Below are 19,793 nucleotides of genomic sequence, written 5' to 3' on the forward strand. Positions count from 1 at the left end.
CCGAAAACAGATTTACTAGAAAAATAATTACTTTTACTCATCGTATTTTGTATGTCGAAACACAAATTTACGATTCATTTAAAGAAGCCATCTTTTTGGCTTCTTTTTTTATCGGACAACAATGATTTTCTATCTAGTTAGTATTTTAATCTAAATAAAACTGACTACAAAATACCAAATTGCAAGCGTTATAAAGGAAATCGGAATCCCGAAACCAATCATCATGCTGCTTAACTTTGGCTTTAAGCCATAAGTCGAAGCCAAAATTGCTCCTGTGATCATTGGCGCCATTGCCATTTCCATAATTGTAATTTTAATAGCTTCAGAATGTTGGTTGAAAACCAAAACATATAAAACAAAAATTACGGATGGAGTGACAATAAGCCTGAAGAAAAGTCCGAGTCTGAGAAATCGCCAATGTTGACTTTTTCGATCAAAAGTAAGCTGTAATCCTACAGAAAGTAATGCTAGTGGTGTAACCAAACTGCCAATTTTTAATAAAATAGCCTGTAGATTCAAATTTAAATCATACTTAAAAATATTCATTGAACACGCTACAACAAAAGTAATAAAGGGCGGAAAAAAGATTATTTTTTTGAAGATACTAAAACCATCGGCATTTCCTTTTGAATAAAAAGCAGCAACGAAAACACCTAAAGTAGAAACAACTACAAATGTTCCTGGCTGATCAACCAGAATGGCTGTTTCCAGTCCTTTTTTACCAAACAAAGCTTCGATGATTGGATATCCAAGAAATGATGAATTACTTAATCCGGCAGTTAAAATTAAACAGCCAATAAGTTTGTTTGACCACCCCAATCTTCTTCCTAAAAAATGAAAAAAGACAAATGCCAGTAAAAAACTGATCCAGCCTGAAGCTATCGGGAACAATAATTCGTTACTCCACTTTATTTTCGGGATGTGATATAAGGTTATGGCTGGCAGACATATATAAATTACAATTTTATTTAAAAGCTTATAGATATGAGTTGGAAATTGCTTTATATGCTGCAAAATCAAACCCAAAGCAAGAAAGAAAAATATAAGAATAAAATTGTTCATGTCGTTAAAAGAATCAAAAATAGGGATTTATAAGTTGCATCTAAAAATTAATTTTTCGTTAAAATATTTTTTATTCAATAAAAACAAATTACATTTGTAATATATTTTATTACAGTATGATTTCAGGTAAATTTGCCATAACGATTCACATTCTTACGTTGCTTACTAAATATCCTAATGATTATTTATCATCAGAATATATAGCGGGAAGTATTAATTTGAATGCTGTGTTGGTAAGAAAAGAAATCGCGAATTTAAAAGCGCATCATATTGTGGAAAGTAAAGAGGGTAAAAATGGCGGAACAAAACTGTCTGTTGATCCTTCGAACATTTCCTTGAAAGAAATATTTGAAATGACTTTTGAATCGATTAATTTAGGTTACGCTAAAAATCAGCCTAACCCCGATTGTCCGGTTGGAAAAAAAATCAATCAAAATTTAAGCGCCTTATATGCTGATATGAATCAAAAAGTTAGTTTGCAACTAGAAGGAATTTCGCTAGAAGATTTTTCTAACCAATTCTAAAACTATTTTTTTACATAAAACTGTAACATTTTTTATTACTAATTAAATTTATATATTATGAAAATCGCAATTATTGGAGCAACAGGATTTGTTGGCTCAGCCATTCTAAATGAATTATCAAACAGAAATCACGACATTACTGCTATTGCCAGAAATCCCAAAGACACAGCAAATGTTACCTGGAAAAGTGCTGATATTTTTAATGTTGATGCTTTAGCCGAAGTTTTAAAAGGAAACGATGCTGTTATCAATGCTTATAATCCAGGATGGACGAACCCAAATATCTATGATGATTTTATTGCTGGATCAAAAGCCATTCAGGAAGCCGTAAAAAAATCAGGTGTAAAACGTTTTATCACGATTGGAGGCGGCGGAAGTTTATTTGTAGCTCCTGAATTACAAGCGGTTGATACACCGGATTTCCCTAAAGAATATTATGCGGGCGCAACTGCTGCAAGAGATTATTTGAATATTATCAAGGAAGAAAAAGATTTAGACTGGGCATTTTTTAGTCCTGCTTTTGAAATGCACGCTGGTATTACAACCGGAAGAACCGGAAAATACCGTTTAGGTTTAGATAATCCTGTTTTTAATGACGAGCAAAGAAGCATTTTATCTGTTGAAGATTTAGCGGTTGTTATTGCTGATGAAACTGAAACTCCAAAACATCACCAAGTTCGTTTTACGGCGGGTTATTAAACACCAATTTCACTAATCTACACGAATTAAATTATTTAATGCTGTATGTAAGTCTGACAAAAAGGATAACAAAAAAAATGGCAATAATTCGTGAAAATTTGTGTAATTCGTGTTTCACTTCAAAACAGTTTCAAAGAAATCCTTTTTTGAAACTGTTTTTGTTTTCAGTACTTTTACAGTACCAAAAAATATACCTTGTCAAGTCCAAAAAAACAATCAGGCAGTTTACATGAAAAAGCAGGAATTTCACCTCCGGAAATTACCAATGTTGCTGCTATTCATCAAATTAAGAAAAACAGAAAACAACAACCTTCTTCTACTGAATTGATTGGTGGAATTTTACACGGAAACAGAACGGCGCTTAGTCGTGCCATAACTCTGGTCGAAAGTACCAATCCAGAACATACCGCAAAAGCAAATGAAGTTATTAATGGATGTTTGCCTCACGCTAACAAATCGATTAGAATAGGTATTACTGGTGTTCCCGGAGTTGGGAAAAGTACTTTTATCGAAGCTTTTGGAAGTTTCCTGACACGATTAGGTAAAAAAGTCGCTGTTTTAGCGGTTGATCCAAGCAGTTCACTTTCACACGGAAGTATTTTAGGCGACAAAACCAGAATGGAAGAATTGGTAAAAGATGAAAACGCTTTTATACGACCAAGTGCTTCGGGAGATACTTTGGGCGGTGTTGCCAGAAAAACACGTGAATCGATTATTTTATGCGAAGCGGCTGGTTTTGATACTATAATTATAGAAACTGTTGGCGTTGGACAAAGCGAAACTGCGGTTCATAGTATGGTTGATTTTTTTTTATTACTAAAAATTTCCGGTGCAGGCGACGAACTTCAAGGTATTAAACGCGGAATAATGGAAATGGCAGATGCTATTGTTATCAATAAAGCTGATGGTGATAATATCAAAAAAGCGAATCAGGCGAAACTGGAATTTAACCGGGCTTTACATTTATTTCCTCCAAAAAAATCAAACTGGCAGCCAAAAGTTACAACTTGCAGCGCAATAACAGGAGAAGGAATTTTGGAAATCTGGACTACTATTTTAAGCTATTTCGAACAAACAAATGAATCTGGTTTCTTTCCTGAAAAAAGAAAAGAACAGAATCAGTTTTGGATGATGGAAACGATCAACGAACAACTCAAACTGAACTTTTATAATCAGCCGGAAATTATTTCGCAACTGGAACAAAACAAAAAAGCAGTGCAAAATGATGAAATTTCACCTTTTGCAGCTGCTCAGCGTTTATTAAAATTGTATTTTAATAAAGGTACAGAGGTGCAAAGTCACAAAGGGACAAAGTAAAAAACCTTAGAACCTGTGTAACTTTGAACCTCTGAACCTATTTCTTCCTCAACTTATACTTATTCTCTTTATACAAATTTCCTGCGGTAATTACATGTGCCAAAGCATCTTTTGCTAATTCTTCATTTAATTTTACCGGGATTAAAGTCGTATCATTTTTGATTTCGAATTGTAAAGGTTTCAGATTCGGCTGCATAATAACAACTTGATTTTCAACTCTGAATGCATTGATATCATTAAATTGCATGATTGATCTTCCTTGCGTTTTTGGATCTAATTTGTTTAAATTCCTTCCTACCATTGGCGTTTCAAATGACTGTCCTAAATAACTCAATAGTGTTGGCGGAATATCAATTTGACTTGCTAATTTACTGTAAACAGCTCCTTTTTGAACTCCTGGCCCCATGATTAAAGCGGGAATATGAAATTTATTTATTGGCACTAAATTCTTTCCGTATGTTCTCGTATTATGGTCTGCAATTACGATGAAAATTGTATTTTTAAAATAAGCTTCTTTTTTTGCCATTTCGAAGAATTTTCCAATAGAAAAATCAGCATATTTCATGGCGTTATTTACTGTTGCCGGTTTCGCATCATAAGGTTTGATTCTTCCGGCAGGATATTCAAAAGGTTCATGATTTGAAGTCGAGAACATCAATGAAAAGAATGGCTTATTTCCTTTTGCTTTAAAATAATTATTTGCTTTGGTTACCAAATCTTCATCTGAATATCCCCAGGTTCCTTTAAAAGCATATTTATTTCCATCAGAATCAAAATCTTCCTGATCGACAATATCCTCAAAACCATTTCCGTTGAAAAACGAAGCCATATTATCAAAATTCGCCATTCCGCCATAAATAAAACTGGTGTCATAACCTTTTTGTTTCAGAGCCTCTGCCAAAGTAAAAAATCCTTGTTGGGAGTTTCCTAATTTCACTACACTTTCTGATGGTGAAGGCAAAAATCCGGTTACTACAGCTTCAATTCCGCGAACGCTTCTTGTTCCTGTGCAATATAAATTCGTAAACAACAATCCTTCTTTAGATAATTTATCAAATTCCGGTGTTAATGGTTTTCCTCCTAAAATCCCAACATATTCAGCTCCCAAGCTTTCTTGTAGAAAAATAACCAAATTGTATGGTTTCTTTTTTACTGAATCTGGCTGCTGTACATGTAAAAACGGAATTTCGGCATCTGTAAAATCATTTGGTCCGGCAATCATGTATTTTTTAACACGAGCGACTGCTTCGGCTTCATCCATTTTACCGTACATCTTTGTGTTTCCTTCGTTTTTAATAGAATAAGCTGCGTAAGCTACTGTATAAAAAGAGTTTAATCCTAAAGTATTCGTCAATTGATCTGTTGAAAAAACAGCATTACTGGCATTTATCGGACGTTTTGAAGTAAGGCTTGAACGTGCTCCAAAAAACAATAAAAATGCAACTAATGGAAAAACCATTAATTTGAATTTATACTCAGTACTTGTAGTGTAAAAATATTTTTTTCCTTTTTTGAACGCCAAATAAATTACTACTGCTAAAATTATAAAAGTCACAATAATCGAAGTCAGATAACTTTTTAAAAGCATTCCAACTACTTCTTTTGGATAAATTAAATAATCTAAGAAAATTTTATTGGGACGTGTGTCGTATTGTTTTACAAAATCCGGCGAAGCCAATTCCACGAAAAGAATCAGAAATAGAAATAAAAAGCTGTAAATCACTAAAAAATTATTGGTGAATTTTAGTGCTTTATTTGGTAGAAACGTAATTAAAAGTGCCGGAAGAAAAGACAAGTAGCATAATAATATTAAATCCATTCGGAGTCCGATTGGAAAAATATACCAGAAATTTGGAGTTTCTAATACTCTGTCTTTAAATATAAAAAATAAAAAGATTCGGCTTAAAGTAGTAATTAGCAATCCAATTGCTATGAAATTGAAAATTGGTTTTAAAAAACTTAATTTTTTCATCAGAAAGATATAAATGTTTTTTGTTAAGGCATATTTTAAAAGCAGACTATTTATACGATCATTGAAACGTATGCTGTGCGCCTTACTCTTCGTAACGTTTTACCTCTCGATCGTAAAACTCATTCGCCAAAACGATCAAACCTTCCATTTCTGCATTAAGCTCTGCTTCGTCAAGATCTTCTGCTTCTTCCATAAACTCAACCTCATCATCTTTTAAGTTGATTATAAATCTGGGATAATCAAGGTGAATGATGAAAATATCATCTGGGAAATCAGTATTATCTCCGAGTAAAAATTTAGGTAATTCCATTTTATTATGTATTTGTTTATTATTATTTTGCCATGATTTCAATGATTAAGGATTAAAAAATAATCTGTGTGAATCATTGAGACCTAAGGTTTACGTTTATTTTTGAAGTTTCAAAATTAAGTATTTGAAAATGAATTTTGGATTAATTTTTTGTTTAAGTAAGGAAAGGGAATGTCAAGGAATAATACCAACGGGTTAATCCTGGAAAAAGCCCTATTCATGCTTCTTGCGGATTATTAAAACTCTTTTGTGTTCACTGATTTAAATTCACTTGTTGCTCTTTTAGTCGGCAAAGATAATCAGAAGCTTTGGATTCTTTAATATTATTAAAAACATAAGCAAATATTAAGTCTATCCTGAACAAACCCTAATATTATATAACAATTTTTAAAAATTATATAACGACCTCCTTCGACCTTGAAACTATTTTTACACTATTAAAAATCGTAAAAAAATTGTCATGAGAAAATTAAAAATGTTTTGCCTATCTGCCGTTGCCTTATTATTTGCCAATACTACTTTCGCTCAAGACAGTGAAGTTAAAAATTATGATCAAGGTTTTAGATTAGGATTTGGATTAAATGGAGGAATTCCAACAGATAACGATTACAGCTGGTCACTTGGTGGAGATGTTCGTTTACAATATGATTTAACAAAAAGAACATCGTTGACTTTAACTACAGGTTTTACAAACTTGTTTATGAAAGATAAAGATGGAGTTGAAGCAAAAGATCTTGGATTTATTCCGGCAAAAGCAGGTTTTAAAGCCTTTATCTGGGAAGATCAATTTTATGTTTTAGGTGAAGTTGGTGCTGGATTTGCTGTTACAAACGGTTACGACCAAACTACTTTTTTATGGGCACCAGGAATTGGATATGCTAACAAATACATTGACATTAGTGTGCGTTATGAGGACTATAATAAATTCAAAACTAATCAGGTGGCTTTACGTCTAGCCTATGGTTTTGACTTATAAAAATACAGGTTTATTTTATTTTTTTGTTTTTGGTATAAACCCGAGAGATCGCATAGTCTCTCGGGTTTAGTTGTTTTATACCATTGGTCAAAACAAAACTGCCATTAGTCAAATGATTTTTTATGATTGATTTAGAACGCGGTAATTCGCAGAAAAATTAATCAAATCATGAACAAAACAGTTTTTTACCTATCACAGCTTTTCCTTTTTTTATTGGTGACTATTTCTGCCAGATCACAATCCGGAATTTCGGGAGAATTCAAAGTCGATTACGTTCCTTTTTCTAAATACGTGCGACCAATGGACAGCACTAAAACAAATGCTGAAAGCGATTTTAAAAGAGCGAAAATATCATTTGAAGTGCCTATTTCCATGAAAATGGACAAATACAATCATCCTAAACTCTGGACGGTTTTTTTTCAGGGTGCTTACGCCAGAATGGACAACAAGAATTATGAAATTCAATCTCTTCCGGTAGAATTTCAAGGCGGTTTTCCCAATAAATTGTTGAACACACAAATTGGAATCAAACATATACGTTCTATTTCTCCCTCGTGGTCTTTATTGATAATGGGTTCAGTTGGTGTTTATACTGATATGGTCGAAATCAATAAAGACGATGTGTTGATACAAGGAGGAGTTCTTTTTATCAAACAATTTAATCCTAATCTTTCTTTAGGAGTTGGTCCAGTTTTAACGAATAGTTTTGGTGTTCCGATGGTATTGCCGGGAATCTATTTTAATTGGGAATCACACGGTGCTTTGCATTTTAAAGTTACTTTTCCGGAAGGTATGGAATTAGGTTACAGAATGTCTGATAATCTTGATCTGAAAGCTGTTGTTGAATTAAGCGGAATGACGGCTGAAACCAAAATTGGAAACAAATCTACTTTATTGGGATATCAGCAAATTATTGCCGGTTTAAGACCTCAACTGAAATTTGGTGAACATTGGACTTTAGAACCTACTGCGGGAACAACGCTTGTCAGAAATTTTTCAACTACAAACAGAAAAATCAGAGACATCTTTAAAGAAAAAGATATCGCTGATCCCCGATTTACGACTACATTTTATGGTGCCATAGCTTTAAAATGGAAATTCTAAAGCTATCGGCTTAATAAGTTTTTATAGACTACCTCTTTCAATAATGCTTCACGGCGTGTTCTTGAAATTGGTAGTTCTTGTCCATTTATGAATAATCTTCCACCGGAAACGGAATCGATATGAGTAATGTTGACTAAAAAAGATTTATGAATTCTAAAGAAAATTTCTGTTGGGAGTGTTTCTTCTAATGAAATCATGGTTTGATGAATCACGATAACTTTTTCTTTAAAATGAAGTTTTGCATAGTTTTGCATTCCTTCGATATACAAAATATCTATCCAGGATATCTTCTGAAATCCTTCTTCCTGGCGCACATATAAAAACGGATCTAATTGATTTTGCTTTGGAGACTGCATCATTTCATACCATTGTTTGGCTTTTAGAGAAGCCTGATAAAAACGCTGAAATGTTATTGGTTTCAATAAATAATCGACAACCTGCAAACGGTAACCATCTAAAGCATGTTCAGAATATGCTGTTGTAAAAATCACTAAAGGCGGATTATCTAATGATTCCAAAAACTCTAATCCTGACAAATAAGGCATGTTAATATCCAGAAATAACAAATCGACCTGTTTTTCCTGAACGTATAAAGTCGCTTCTAATGCCGAAGCGCAAGTTCCTATAACTTCAAGAAAATCTATTTTAGAAACAAAATCTACTATTCCGTTTCGTGCAATCGGTTCATCATCTATAATGAGGCATTTCATGTTCATGTTATTATATTTTGTTTCAGATTTGCTGTGTATTTTTAAAAAGGGTTTCATTCAGATTTTGCAGATTGAGCACATTTTTTCCTTGTATTATTTTTAAAACCTTTTAATCTCTATATTCCTAAGCTATCGGAAGTGGCAAAAAAAAAAACTGCAGTGATCAAAAAGATTTTCGCAAAGTTGGCAAAGCTTAACTTTTAAAAGAATACAAAAATCACAAACAGTATATTTAAAATTCGTGCTAATTTGTGCAATTCGTGGCAAAAAAAATTAACCGCAATGGTCACAAAGATTTTCGCAAAGTTGGCAAAGCTTAACTTTTAAAAGAATGCAAAAATCACAAAACAGTATATTTAAAAATTCGTGCTAAGTCGTGGCAAAAAAATATTTGTTTTTTAATTATGATAAAAAAATTATTTTAAATCTAAGACGACTGTTACAGTAAAATCTGAATCGGTTTTATTGATATTCAATTGATGTTTCTGCGGATATTGAATCGCTAATCTTTTCTTTACGTTTTCAAGCCCTAATCCCTGACTTTTTGATGGAGTTTTATATTGTTCTGCATGTGAATTTTCTATTTTAAAACTCAACGTCTTATTTTCCTGTTCGCACGATACATGAACATATCCTTTTTGGTTTGGTAATCTTGAAACATGTTTAAAAGCATTTTCTATTAAAGGAACTAAAAGCAACGGCACAATTTGAAGTTGTCTGTTTTCAATATTCCATTTACTTTTTACTTCCAATTCATTCCCCCAACGGGTTTTTTCGACAGCAATTAAATCTTTCAGATATTTGATTTCCAGATGTAACGAAACATATTCTTTGTTGCATTCATACAATTGATATCTCAAAATATCAGAAAACTGTACCAATAAATTCGAAGCCAGTTTTACATCATTTTGCATTAAAATATGAATATGATTCAAAACATTAAACATTAAATGCGGATTGATCTGATCTTGTAAAATTTTTATTTGAGCTTCAAGATGAACTTGCTGCAATTGTGCATGGTTTTTTTCAATAACATTATGTTCCTGATAAAACCGAAGTCCGCATGCGGTTCCGTTAATTAAAATTGCTGCTGGAATACTGCCACAAAACCTCGCCCACAAAAACTCGAGTGTTGTTAGATGTCCATCTTCCGGATAAGTTCGTATTCGGGAAGAAGAATCTGAAAAAAGTGTGTAAATCAACGCGAGACAAAATGATAAAATCAAGACGACAATAACACTTTGAATGGCAAACAAAGTCATTTTATTTTTCTTTAATGCATTCGGTAATATTATATCACTAAGAAAATGCGCCAAAAAAATTGAACATAACAAAACTAAAACTGCCTGATAAGTAGCGGACCAAACATCATAGCCTTCTATCATTTGCGCCCAAATCGTGATCCCTAGTATAAACCAGAAAAAAACTAAAAATATCCAATGTTTATTTTTATTTAATGTAATCATCTAAAAAAGAAATAAGTAAATATTTGATTATTTGTGTTCAAAAATAACCCTATATTTTGTAAACAAACAGCAAAGAACCAAAAGATTCTTTGCTGTTGCTGAGGGTTAAAATATCAATTATATGCTACAGGAAAAAGTATCCAACACTTACATTAAAGGAATTTGGCTTAGAACTAAAATCTTTACTGACATTGTTTAATCCGCCCTGATAGATTACATCGACAGTAAATTTCCACATTTCAACTCCTGCTCCAATCTGATATCCAATATTAGATTTATTAAATTTCGTGTATGAATTTTTTAATTGGTCTACTGATGAAAAATTTTCATCGAGAACATAAGAGTAAACTCCTCCTCCAAAAATCCTCACGTTCAAAGCAGAAAGATCAATGACTTTGTAACCAATCAGCAAAGGCATTTCAAGACTTCTCCATTTTGCGTTTTTAGATCCTGCCACAGCAGTTTTTTCAATTTCGGAAGATTTCTCGGTATACAAAAGTTCATTTTGAATGTAGAATCTTTTAAAATCAAACCTACCCATCGCACCTACAAAATAACCAATGGCATATTTTGAATTAAAGCCATTTGAAACCGGTAATTCAGAATAATTAGATCCTCCTTTTATTCCAATGTGAACTGGAAATAGAGATTGCGCATTAAGTTTAGAAATTAATCCTAATAAGAAAATAGTAGCCAGCAATAATAATTTGTTCATGTTCATGATAATAGTTTTTATTAATTTGATGCAAAGAAGCACAAACCTGAAAAGCTGCTAAAATTAGTTTGATGAACGGCATTGGTGTTTTGACAAACGGACTTATTTTAAGATTTTGATTCCTTTTAAACAACAAACCCGACAGGTTTTTAAAAATTTTAAAAACCTATCGGGTTTGACTACAATTTATCTTAATTATTTAATTGAAGAAATATCTTATTTATTTTTTTTGCAAAGCTTTTTTATAAACTTCAAAATTGTCTTTTATTTTTTCATCCAGTTCAGGTTCTTTAATATCAGTATGTTTTTGCATTTCTTCCCAGATAATCTTCGCAACAATATAGCGTGCCATTTCCTTATCATCAGCAGGAACAATATACCACGGCGCATGTTCCTTCGAAGTTTTATTTATAGCCTCTTCATAATATTTTTGATATTTATCCCAATATTCACGCTCCTTTAAATCACCGGGCGAAAATTTCCAATTGTGTTTTCCTTCTTCTAAACGACGCAATAATCGCTGGCGTTGCTCCTCTTTACTCAAATGCAAAAAGAACTTCATGACAATAGTTCCGTTTTCAGCAATATGACTTTCAAAATTATTGATTTGCTCAATTCTTTTTTTCCAGAATTTTGGCGTAATATCCTTCACCGAATTAATCCCCGGCAAGTTCTCAGCCAAAATAAATTCAGGATGAACTCTCGTAATCAAAACATTCTCATAATGCGTACGGTTAAAAATCGCAAACTTCCCTTTTTCCGGCAACGCAATATAATGTCTCCACAAATAATCATGTTCGAGTTCAGTCGAATTGGGCGTTTTAAAACTATGCACGACAACCCCACGTGCATTAAATTCCTTAAAAACTTCTCTGATCAAACTGTCTTTCCCCGATGTATCCATTCCCTGAAGACAAATTAAAACCGAATATTTATTGTGCGAATACATTACATCCTGCAAATCGCTTAATTTTTTCTGAACTTTCTCCAGTTTTTCTTCCTTTTCATCATCATCGGCTTTCACTTTGAGCAAAGTCGGAATCTTTGATAATTTTATTTTATCTGTAACTTTAAAATTATTTGGGTCTATAGATTTCATATATTTTCACTTTTTGTATTATAAATATACTAATTTTACGAAGCATATTCCTGCTATTCATTGCAATACTTTTTTTTTAGATAATTGCTTTTTTTCAGATCAATAGCAAGAGTTTATCCCTAAGCGTCGGGAATAGCTTTGTTTCGTCAGGAAAGAAATCAATTTCTTCTCAAAGTATTTTCATTACAGACGAAGTTCATTGAACTCCAATTAAAATGAAATTTTTGTGAGATAATCCGGGCTAAGCATTTATTTTCAAAACAAACATTCATGGAAAAATTCACATTAGAAATATTATTTCAAATCATTGGCATCGGCTCTGCATCAGGATTATTTTTAAATAACGATTCTCTATATATCATTGGCGACAACAGTGGTTTTTTATATGAATATAATATTCAGAACAAGCAATTAGATCACCATCCTTTAATTGACAATCCGTCGCAAAACATTCCAAAAAATATCAAACCAGATTTTGAATCGGTAACACATCATAACGATACTTTATATGTCTTTGGTTCCGGCTCAACCGAAAACCGAAATAAAATGATTGCCTTTGATCTTAAAAGCAAAACCATTCTTCAAAAAAATAATTTGGTCGATTTATATGCCGTAATGCAAAGTTTCGGATCTATAAAACCTGAAGATTTTAATCTTGAAGGCGCCATTTTTGATGGCGAAAACTGGTATTTATTCAATCGCGGAAACGGAATCTCCAACAAAAACACCATTTTTACAATCCATGCTAAAAATCTTGGAGAAGAATTTGCTTTGGTTGCAACCAATTATAAACTCCCAAAAATAAAAGGCGTTCGTTCCAGTTTTACCGATGCTATTCTGGTCGACGATAAAATCTATTTCCTTTCTACTGCCGAAGACACAAAATCAACTTACGACGACGGCGAAATCCTGGGAAGTTTCATTGGCAGAATCGATCTTAAAACCATGAAAATAGATTTTACTCAAAAAATTACCTCAACAAATAAATTTGAAGGTTTGACTTTTTATAAAAAATCAAATGACAAAATCGAGTTTTTGTTGTGTGAAGATAATGACACGGAATTGTTAGAAACAAAGATTTTTAAATTGACTTTGCCAATGAAGTAAATTTAAACGCGTGATATTGATTAAAATACAACGAAAAACACAACGCCAATCGTAGAGACGCACAGCAGTGCGTGTCCCGCAATAAATATCCGTTTGCTTTATAATGTGGCTCATCTAAATGCGAATGATGGATTAAAATCCATCTCTACAATATGATCCATTCCTTCGGAACTCTTTTATAAATTCCGTAGGAATGATTTATTTTGTAGTAAGGGATTTTAATCCTTTGAAAAGAATAGAAAAAATTGGCGAATATCTTTGCGGAAGACGCACTGCTGTGCACCTCTATAATAAAACCTACATGCCTTTGAACCTTTGCAACTCTGAACCTTTGAACCTTTAAAAAAAACTTTTTTTCACAACCTTCCCAACCTTTTTATCTTTTTCTCCCTCTTTAGTATAAAGACAACAATTGTGATAAACGAAACTCTAATTTCTAACTGCAAAAAAATGAACCGAGATGCTCAGCGTCAGGTTTATGAGCATATGGCTCCAAAATTGTATCGCCTTTGCAAACGATACCTCAAAAAGGAAGAAGAAATTGAAGAAGCTATGGCTGACGCTTTCTACACCATATTCACAAAACTGGAACAACTTAAGGAAGTTCTGGCTTTTGAAGCGTGGGCGCGAAAAATAACCGTCAATCATTGTTTGGCAACCATCAAAAAACACACCAATTTCAATATGTATCTTGATGATGTCAAATTGCTTTCTCAACCTTTTACAGATGAGATTAATTCATTAGAAGAAGAGGATTTACTCAATTTACTAAATCATATTCCAGACGGCTGTAAAACTGTTTTTAACCTTTTTGTTATAGAAGGTTTTGGACACAAAGAAATAGCTGCAATGCTTAACATTTCTGAAGGCACATCAAAATCACAATTGAATGCTGCAAAAACCAAGCTAAAGGAATTAGTAAATAAATTGTATTACCAAAAAGCAAAATAGTCATGGACAATCAAGATAAAATATTCGATAAATTTAAAGAAGCCGCACATAACTCGGAATCAAGGGATTTTCCGGGAATGGAAAAAGTCTGGTCACGCGTTGAAGATAAACTGGACAAGAAAGAAGATAAAAAAGCCATTTCGTTATGGAAAAAAATTGCCATTGCAGCTTCTTTTTTATTATTGATTTCGATAGCATCACAATTCTTCAAAAAAGATAAAATATTATTTCAAAATCAAAAAGTTGTTATAAAAGAAAACACAGAGAAACCTGTTTTACAGAAAAAAGATGGTCTTGTTTTTTCAGATTCTCCTTTATTTCCAAAACCTGACGCTATTAAAATTCTGAAAAATCCAATTATTCAACAAAATGAAGTTGCAGCAAACGAATCAGCAGTTTCTGTTGCTGAAACGGGAACCGGTACGGCAGATGCAATGATTATCGAAGAGCCTGTAGCTTCTGTAGCATCAAATTATGCTGAGGAAAATGAAAGTAGCTATTCCAAAGATAAAGCAGTAGAAAATATAGATTATTCCAAAACAATAGAAAGAGAATCAGCTAAAGTTGCTTTTGCCGACAGACAATCGCAAGCACCTAAAAAAAGCGCACCACTTGTTATTATAAACGGAAGCCCTATATCTCATAAAAGCGATGAAAAAAGAGATAAAATGATGCAAAATGAACTTCATAATTTACAACCTGAAAATTTAGATTCCCTGGTTATTTTAGATCAGCCATTATATATTATCGACGGAATCTATTATTCTGAAAATGATTTATTTGGCAAGAACCCAACAAGTCCTTACGCGCCTTTGAACAAACAGGAAATTAAAACTATTACCGTTCTTCAGGACTTGGAAGCCACATCAAAATACGGCGAAAAAGGCAAAAAAGGTGTCGTAATAATTACTACCAAAAACGGAAAACCAGCTGACAAAAACTAGCTAAAACACACTTTTTTAATTTAAAAATTACTATCATGAAAAACGTAAAACTTATTTCATTAGCCCTTTCTATGCTTATATGTTTCCTAACAACAGCACAGGAAAAAAGAATTTCAGGAACAGTTACAGATAAATCTAAAGCGCCTTTGCCGGGTGTTAGTATAATGGTGCAAAAATCAAAAAAAGCAACACAAACAGATTTCGATGGCAATTATGCTATTCAGGCACAACCCGGTGACGTTTTGATTTTTAGCTATATTGGATTCAAGACTGAAAATATTACTGTCAAACAACCCAACATCATCAATGTAATAATGCAAGAAAACAGCAACCAATTACAAGATGTTCTAGTGGTAGGTTACGGATCATCAGAATATGAAGACAACAGTTATTCACGTCCTGAGAGAAAAAGCAGACCCGTCAAAGCATCAAAAGTAAAAGCTGTAAGTGTTCAGACTTCTGCAAACTATGTTCAGGCTGCGCCAAATCAAAATAGTGTAATTCGTGGAGTTCAATCTGTTTCGGCTAAAGATGAACCTTTGTATATTATTGACGGAATTCCGGTAAGATCAAATCAATTTGCTAAAGTTAATCCAAATGATATTCAGGAAGTAAAAGTTTTAAAAGATGATGATGCAACCTCAATTTATGGAAGCAAAGCCGGAAGTGGCGTTGTGGTTGTCTATACAAAAAACGGAATCTATAAAAATCTTTCTGAGAAAGAACTTAATGCCAAATTAAATATTCAACCCGTTGAACCAAGTCAGGAAGATTATAACACTTTTGTAGAAAATGACTTTGAAAGCCCAAAAACGGCGCCACTTTCTACATTTTCTATTGATGTCGATAATGCATCTTATACAAATGTGAGACGTTTTATTAATAACGGACAAGCTGTTCCTAAAGATGCTGTTCGTGTCGAAGAAATGGTAAACTTTTTTAAATATAATTATCCACAGCCAAAAGATCAAAATCCTTTCTCGATTAGTACTGAATTAAGTGATTCTCCCTGGAATGCTAAAAACAAAGTGCTAAAAATTGGTCTGCAAGGAAAAAATATTCCAACAGAAAGTTTGCCGGCTTCAAATCTGGTGTTTTTAATTGATGTTTCGGGGTCAATGAGCGATATCAATAAATTACCGTTATTGAAACAATCTTTGAAAATATTGGTAAATGAATTAAGAGAAAAAGATAAAGTTGCAATTGTAGTTTATGCCGGAGCAGCAGGATTGGTTTTGTCTCCAACTTCCGGAAACGAAAAACAAACAATCAATGATGCTCTTGAGAAATTGAATGCCGGAGGAAGTACAGCCGGAGGAGCCGGAATTGAACTGGCATACAAAATTGCAACAGAAAATTTTATAAAAAACGGAAATAACAGAGTAATTCTTGCGACTGATGGAGATTTTAATGTTGGCAGCACTTCTAATACCGACATGGAAAAACTAATTGAAGAAAAAAGAAAATCCGGCGTTTTCCTGACTTGTCTGGGTTACGGAATGGGAAATTATAAAGACAGCAAAATGGAAACATTGGCCGATAAAGGAAACGGAAATTATGCCTATATCGATAATATTCAGGAAGCAAATCGTTTTTTAGGAAAAGAATTCAAAGGTTCTATGTTTGCAATTGCAAAAGATGTAAAAATTCAAATCGAATTTAATCCAAAACAAATTCAGGCATACCGATTAATTGGTTATGAAAATAGAAAATTGCGTCCTGAGGATTTTAAAAATGATGCGATTGATGCCGGCGAATTAGGAAGCAATCATACGGTTACGGCTTTGTACGAAATTATTCCCGCCGGAGTTACAAGTGATTATTTAAACACACAACCTGATGATTTGAAATATACAAAAGTAAAAGAAACAGATAATAATTATAAGGATGAACTTGCCACAATAAAATTTCGTTATAAAAAACCGGATGGAGATAAAAGTATCGAAATTGTACAAGTGATCGAAAACAAAGCTGTGGCTTTAGAAAAAGCTTCTGATGATTTTAAATTCAGTACTGCTGTTGCCTGGTTTGGATTAAAATTAAGAGATTCAAAATTAATTTCGAATACATCTTCTGATGATATTTTAAAATTAGCCAAACAAGGAATTTCAAATGATACTGAAGGTTACAAAGCCGAGTTTATTCGTTTGACCGAATCAGCAAAATTCAATTAAAATTCAAAGCTAATCCTAAAAATCTTTGTCAAAGTTTTAAAACTTTGACAAAGATAAATTCAACTTTTATTAAAACGATGAAAAACATTAAACTTATTTCATTAGTATTTCCAGTCCTTACATGTTTCATGTCAAACGCACAGCAAAAAGAAGTTTCAAATGTAAAGCCTGTAAACGAAGTTAGTTGGATAACAATATGTACGCCATCAAAAAAAACTCTTATGAATGCACCTTTGATAATTCTTGATGGAGTCATAGTAAATTCAAAACAATTTTCTAAAGTAAACCCGAATGATATTCAAGAAATGAAAGTTATTAGAGAAACTGAAGCAATTGAGATCTACGGAAATAAAGGAATAAATGGCGCTATAATTATTACAATAAAAGAAAATGAGTGAATTTGATTACACAGATTCATTCCATTTAATATTGATTTATTAACAGAATTATTTTTACATTTGATCTTCTTTAAAGAAAATTAGAACTAACAATCTTTAAAAAATCATTTACAAATCAATTCAAACAAAATTTAATGAACCCTATCTTAAATCAGAACCTATTTCTTGTAAAAGAACATGTTGGAATGTTTAAAGCCGCTAACAACTACGATATTTATAATCCTGAAACCAACGAAATTGTCATGAATTGCAGAGAAAATAATCTCGGATTTTTTACTAAAATGTTGCGCTTTACAGATTACAAAACAATGACACCTTTTAATATTGAAATTACTACCGTTTCCGGAGAAAAAATAATTTCGGTAAAACGCGGAATTGCATGGCTTCGTTCGACTGTTGAGGTTTTTGACGAAAAAGATCGTTTGTTGGGAACATTCAAGCAAAAAATATTTTCGATTGGAGGTAAATTTGAAATTTTGGATAAAAACGAAAGATCTGCTGCAACTCTTCAGGGAAAATGGACGGGTTGGGATTTTAAATTCAGTCATGAAGACAAACAATTAGCTCAGGTAACTAAAAAATGGGCAGGAATGGGTAGAGAACTTTTTACCAGTGCTGACAATTATGTGTTGCAAATTGAAGAAACTGTTGCACCGGATAGTCCGTTAAGACAATTAATTCTTGCGGCTGTAATGTGTATTGACATGGTATTGAAAGAATAAAAAAGTTGTTAAACTTAGATTAAGAAATTATCTAAAAGCATCATTTTAGGGCTCAAAAACTGTATTTTTGTGTAACTAAAATGATGCTTTTTGCATTTCTAAAAAATAAATCATGACAGACTTAAAAAATAAAAATGCCCTGATTACCGGCGCAGGAAAAGGAATTGGAAAAGCAATTGCAATTGCACTTGCAAAAGAAGGTGTAAATGTAATTTTAGTTTCAAGAACTCAGGCTGATGTTGATCAATTAGCTACTGAAACTGCTGCTTTAGGTGTAAAATCTTTGGCTTTATCTGCTGATGTTTCAGATATTAATTCTATAAATAGTGCTGTTGAAAAGGCTTTCGCCGAATTTAAAACAATAGATATTTTAATCAATAATGCAGGAATTGCCGCTTTTGGAAATTTCATGGCGCTTGAACCGGATGCATGGGAAAAAATTATTCAGGTAAACTTAATGGGAACGTATTATACAACCCGAGCTATTTTACCTAATATGATCGAAAGACAAACGGGTGATATCATTAATATTTCATCAACAGCGGGATTAAACGGAAATGCCCTGACAAGTGCTTACAGTGCTTCTAAATTTGCTGTTTTAGGATTAACTGATTCTTTAATGCAGGAAGTTCGTAAACATAATATTCGCGTTACTGCTTTAACGCCAAGTACAGTTGCAACTGATTTAGCCTTAGATTTAAAGTTAACAGATGGAAATCCGGATAAAGTAATGCAATCTGAAGATGTTGCCGAATTAATTATTGCGCAATTGAAATTAAGCCGCAGAGTTTTTATTAAAAACAGCAGTATCTGGTCTACGAATCCTTAAACTAAAAATAAATAAATTCCAATAATTCGTAAATTCCAAATTCCAACTGTTGAATGAATTGGAGTTTGGAATTTTTTAATTGGAATTTTAAAAAAAACCACATGGAACAATATTTAAGACAATTAATTGCAATAGAATTTACAGATAAAAAAGAAATTTTTACCGGATTTCTAATTGATTATTCAGATGACTGGATTTTACTGAGAAACAATCCCGAGGATTTTATTTTGGACGGTTTTGTAATTCTGAAAAACAAAAACATCGAAGCGGTTCACAGAGATCAGGATTTAGAATTTACCGAAAAAGTAATTCGCCTGAAAGGTTTAAAAACAAATGCCGAAGATATTATCCCAATTCGTGATTTAAGTTCCATCCTGAATTATGTAAATAACAAATACGGAATTTTTCAGATTTCGAAAAAATCGGCTAAATCAGCTTATTTAGGAAAACTGATAGAATTAAATGACGAAGAACTAACAATTGATTTTTTAGATATAAAAGGTCAGTTTGGTGGTGATTTGAGTTTTAATCCACAAAAAATAAGAGTTATCGAATTTGATACGGATTATATTAATTCTTTGAAATTAGTGATTCCTGAAGGTCAGAAATAGGATTATTCTAAAATTCAACTTATGTATCACCTTTGTCAAAGTTTAAAACTTTGACAAAAGGTTTACAAAAACAAGAAAGCCCTTTTGATAAAGGGCTTTCTTG

At 32.6% G+C, this 19,793-nt stretch carries 20 protein-coding genes; 13 read left to right on the forward strand and 7 right to left on the reverse strand.

Annotated elements, in window-relative coordinates; translation table 11 throughout:
* Positions 1-150: 150 nt before the first annotated feature.
* A complete protein-coding gene (locus KHA90_RS19985) occupies positions 151-1,062 on the reverse strand; it encodes an AEC family transporter (protein WP_213305435.1) in 912 nt (303 codons plus the stop codon).
* Positions 1,063-1,178: 116 nt separating this feature from the next.
* Between KHA90_RS19985 and KHA90_RS19990 the strand changes: the two genes are divergently transcribed.
* The 3 genes from KHA90_RS19990 (at position 1,179) to meaB (ending at position 3,602) form a co-directional block, all read left to right on the forward strand.
* Positions 1,179-1,586, forward strand: a complete 408-nt coding sequence (locus tag KHA90_RS19990) for an RrF2 family transcriptional regulator (protein ID WP_213305440.1) — start codon at positions 1,179-1,181, stop codon at positions 1,584-1,586.
* Between the two features lie 57 nt (positions 1,587-1,643).
* Complete coding sequence (locus tag KHA90_RS19995) at positions 1,644-2,285, forward strand: NAD(P)-dependent oxidoreductase (RefSeq protein WP_213305443.1); 642 nt, start codon at positions 1,644-1,646, stop codon at positions 2,283-2,285.
* Positions 2,286-2,480: 195 nt separating this feature from the next.
* Positions 2,481-3,602, forward strand: coding sequence for a methylmalonyl Co-A mutase-associated GTPase MeaB (gene meaB / locus KHA90_RS20000; RefSeq protein ID WP_213305446.1), 1,122 nt, complete (start codon positions 2,481-2,483; stop codon positions 3,600-3,602).
* Between the two features lie 37 nt (positions 3,603-3,639).
* Here the strand turns inward: meaB and KHA90_RS20005 are convergent, their stop codons facing one another.
* The gene (locus KHA90_RS20005; protein WP_213305449.1) at positions 3,640-5,574 is read right to left on the reverse strand and encodes an LTA synthase family protein; all 1,935 of its coding nucleotides are present in this window, start codon (positions 5,572-5,574) and stop codon (positions 3,640-3,642) included.
* 82 nt (positions 5,575-5,656) lie between these two features.
* Positions 5,657-5,884: a hypothetical protein gene (locus KHA90_RS20010; RefSeq protein WP_213305452.1), complete on the reverse strand. Its 228-nt coding sequence runs from the start codon at positions 5,882-5,884 to the stop codon at positions 5,657-5,659.
* A 460-nt stretch (positions 5,885-6,344) separates the two neighbouring features.
* Here KHA90_RS20010 and KHA90_RS20015 point away from each other — a divergent pair, with 460 nt between their 5' ends.
* Together KHA90_RS20015 and KHA90_RS20020 are read left to right on the forward strand one after the other, a co-directional pair.
* Positions 6,345-6,860, forward strand: coding sequence for a hypothetical protein (locus KHA90_RS20015; protein WP_213305455.1), 516 nt, complete (start codon positions 6,345-6,347; stop codon positions 6,858-6,860).
* 168 nt (positions 6,861-7,028) lie between these two features.
* Positions 7,029-7,964: a DUF6268 family outer membrane beta-barrel protein gene (locus KHA90_RS20020; protein ID WP_213305458.1), complete on the forward strand. Its 936-nt coding sequence runs from the start codon at positions 7,029-7,031 to the stop codon at positions 7,962-7,964.
* 2 nt (positions 7,965-7,966) lie between these two features.
* Here the strand turns inward: KHA90_RS20020 and KHA90_RS20025 are convergent, their stop codons facing one another.
* From KHA90_RS20025 to KHA90_RS20040, 4 genes are all read right to left on the reverse strand, one after another.
* Positions 7,967-8,680, reverse strand: coding sequence for a LytR/AlgR family response regulator transcription factor (locus KHA90_RS20025; RefSeq protein WP_213305461.1), 714 nt, complete (start codon positions 8,678-8,680; stop codon positions 7,967-7,969).
* 410 nt (positions 8,681-9,090) lie between these two features.
* Positions 9,091-10,140 carry a sensor histidine kinase gene (locus KHA90_RS20030; protein WP_213305464.1) on the reverse strand — a complete coding sequence of 350 codons (1,050 nt, stop codon included), beginning with the start codon at positions 10,138-10,140 and terminating at the stop codon, positions 9,091-9,093.
* Positions 10,141-10,264: 124 nt separating this feature from the next.
* Positions 10,265-10,861 (reverse strand): porin family protein, encoded by a 597-nt coding sequence (locus tag KHA90_RS20035; protein ID WP_213305466.1) that lies wholly within the window; start codon positions 10,859-10,861, stop codon positions 10,265-10,267.
* A 214-nt stretch (positions 10,862-11,075) separates the two neighbouring features.
* Positions 11,076-11,954 (reverse strand): PPK2 family polyphosphate kinase, encoded by an 879-nt coding sequence (locus KHA90_RS20040; RefSeq protein ID WP_213305468.1) that lies wholly within the window; start codon positions 11,952-11,954, stop codon positions 11,076-11,078.
* Between the two features lie 270 nt (positions 11,955-12,224).
* Here KHA90_RS20040 and KHA90_RS20045 point away from each other — a divergent pair, with 270 nt between their 5' ends.
* The 8 genes from KHA90_RS20045 (at position 12,225) to KHA90_RS20080 (ending at position 19,690) form a co-directional block, all read left to right on the forward strand.
* Complete coding sequence (locus KHA90_RS20045) at positions 12,225-13,061, forward strand: DUF6929 family protein (protein WP_213305470.1); 837 nt, start codon at positions 12,225-12,227, stop codon at positions 13,059-13,061.
* 450 nt (positions 13,062-13,511) lie between these two features.
* Positions 13,512-14,012 (forward strand): RNA polymerase sigma factor, encoded by a 501-nt coding sequence (locus KHA90_RS20050; protein ID WP_213305472.1) that lies wholly within the window; start codon positions 13,512-13,514, stop codon positions 14,010-14,012.
* Positions 14,013-14,014: 2 nt separating this feature from the next.
* Positions 14,015-14,956, forward strand: a complete 942-nt coding sequence (locus KHA90_RS20055) for a hypothetical protein (protein ID WP_213305474.1) — start codon at positions 14,015-14,017, stop codon at positions 14,954-14,956.
* A 35-nt stretch (positions 14,957-14,991) separates the two neighbouring features.
* Entirely contained in the window at positions 14,992-17,130 is a 2,139-nt protein-coding gene (locus KHA90_RS20060; protein WP_213305476.1) for a vWA domain-containing protein, read from the forward strand.
* Between the two features lie 44 nt (positions 17,131-17,174).
* Positions 17,175-17,528 carry a TonB-dependent receptor plug domain-containing protein gene (locus KHA90_RS20065; protein ID WP_213305479.1) on the forward strand — a complete coding sequence of 118 codons (354 nt, stop codon included), beginning with the start codon at positions 17,175-17,177 and terminating at the stop codon, positions 17,526-17,528.
* A gap of 134 nt (positions 17,529-17,662) precedes the next feature.
* On the forward strand, positions 17,663-18,250 hold the full coding sequence (locus tag KHA90_RS20070; RefSeq protein WP_213305482.1) for a phospholipid scramblase-related protein: 588 nt from the start codon (positions 17,663-17,665) through the stop codon (positions 18,248-18,250).
* Positions 18,251-18,362: 112 nt separating this feature from the next.
* Positions 18,363-19,079: a 3-ketoacyl-ACP reductase gene (locus tag KHA90_RS20075; protein WP_213305485.1), complete on the forward strand. Its 717-nt coding sequence runs from the start codon at positions 18,363-18,365 to the stop codon at positions 19,077-19,079.
* Between the two features lie 101 nt (positions 19,080-19,180).
* The gene (locus KHA90_RS20080) at positions 19,181-19,690 is read left to right on the forward strand and encodes a hypothetical protein (RefSeq protein WP_213305488.1); all 510 of its coding nucleotides are present in this window, start codon (positions 19,181-19,183) and stop codon (positions 19,688-19,690) included.
* Positions 19,691-19,793: the final 103 nt, after the last annotated feature.

This window comes from Flavobacterium psychroterrae (genome assembly GCF_018380615.1).
Taxonomy (GTDB): Bacteria; Bacteroidota; Bacteroidia; order Flavobacteriales; family Flavobacteriaceae; genus Flavobacterium; species Flavobacterium psychroterrae.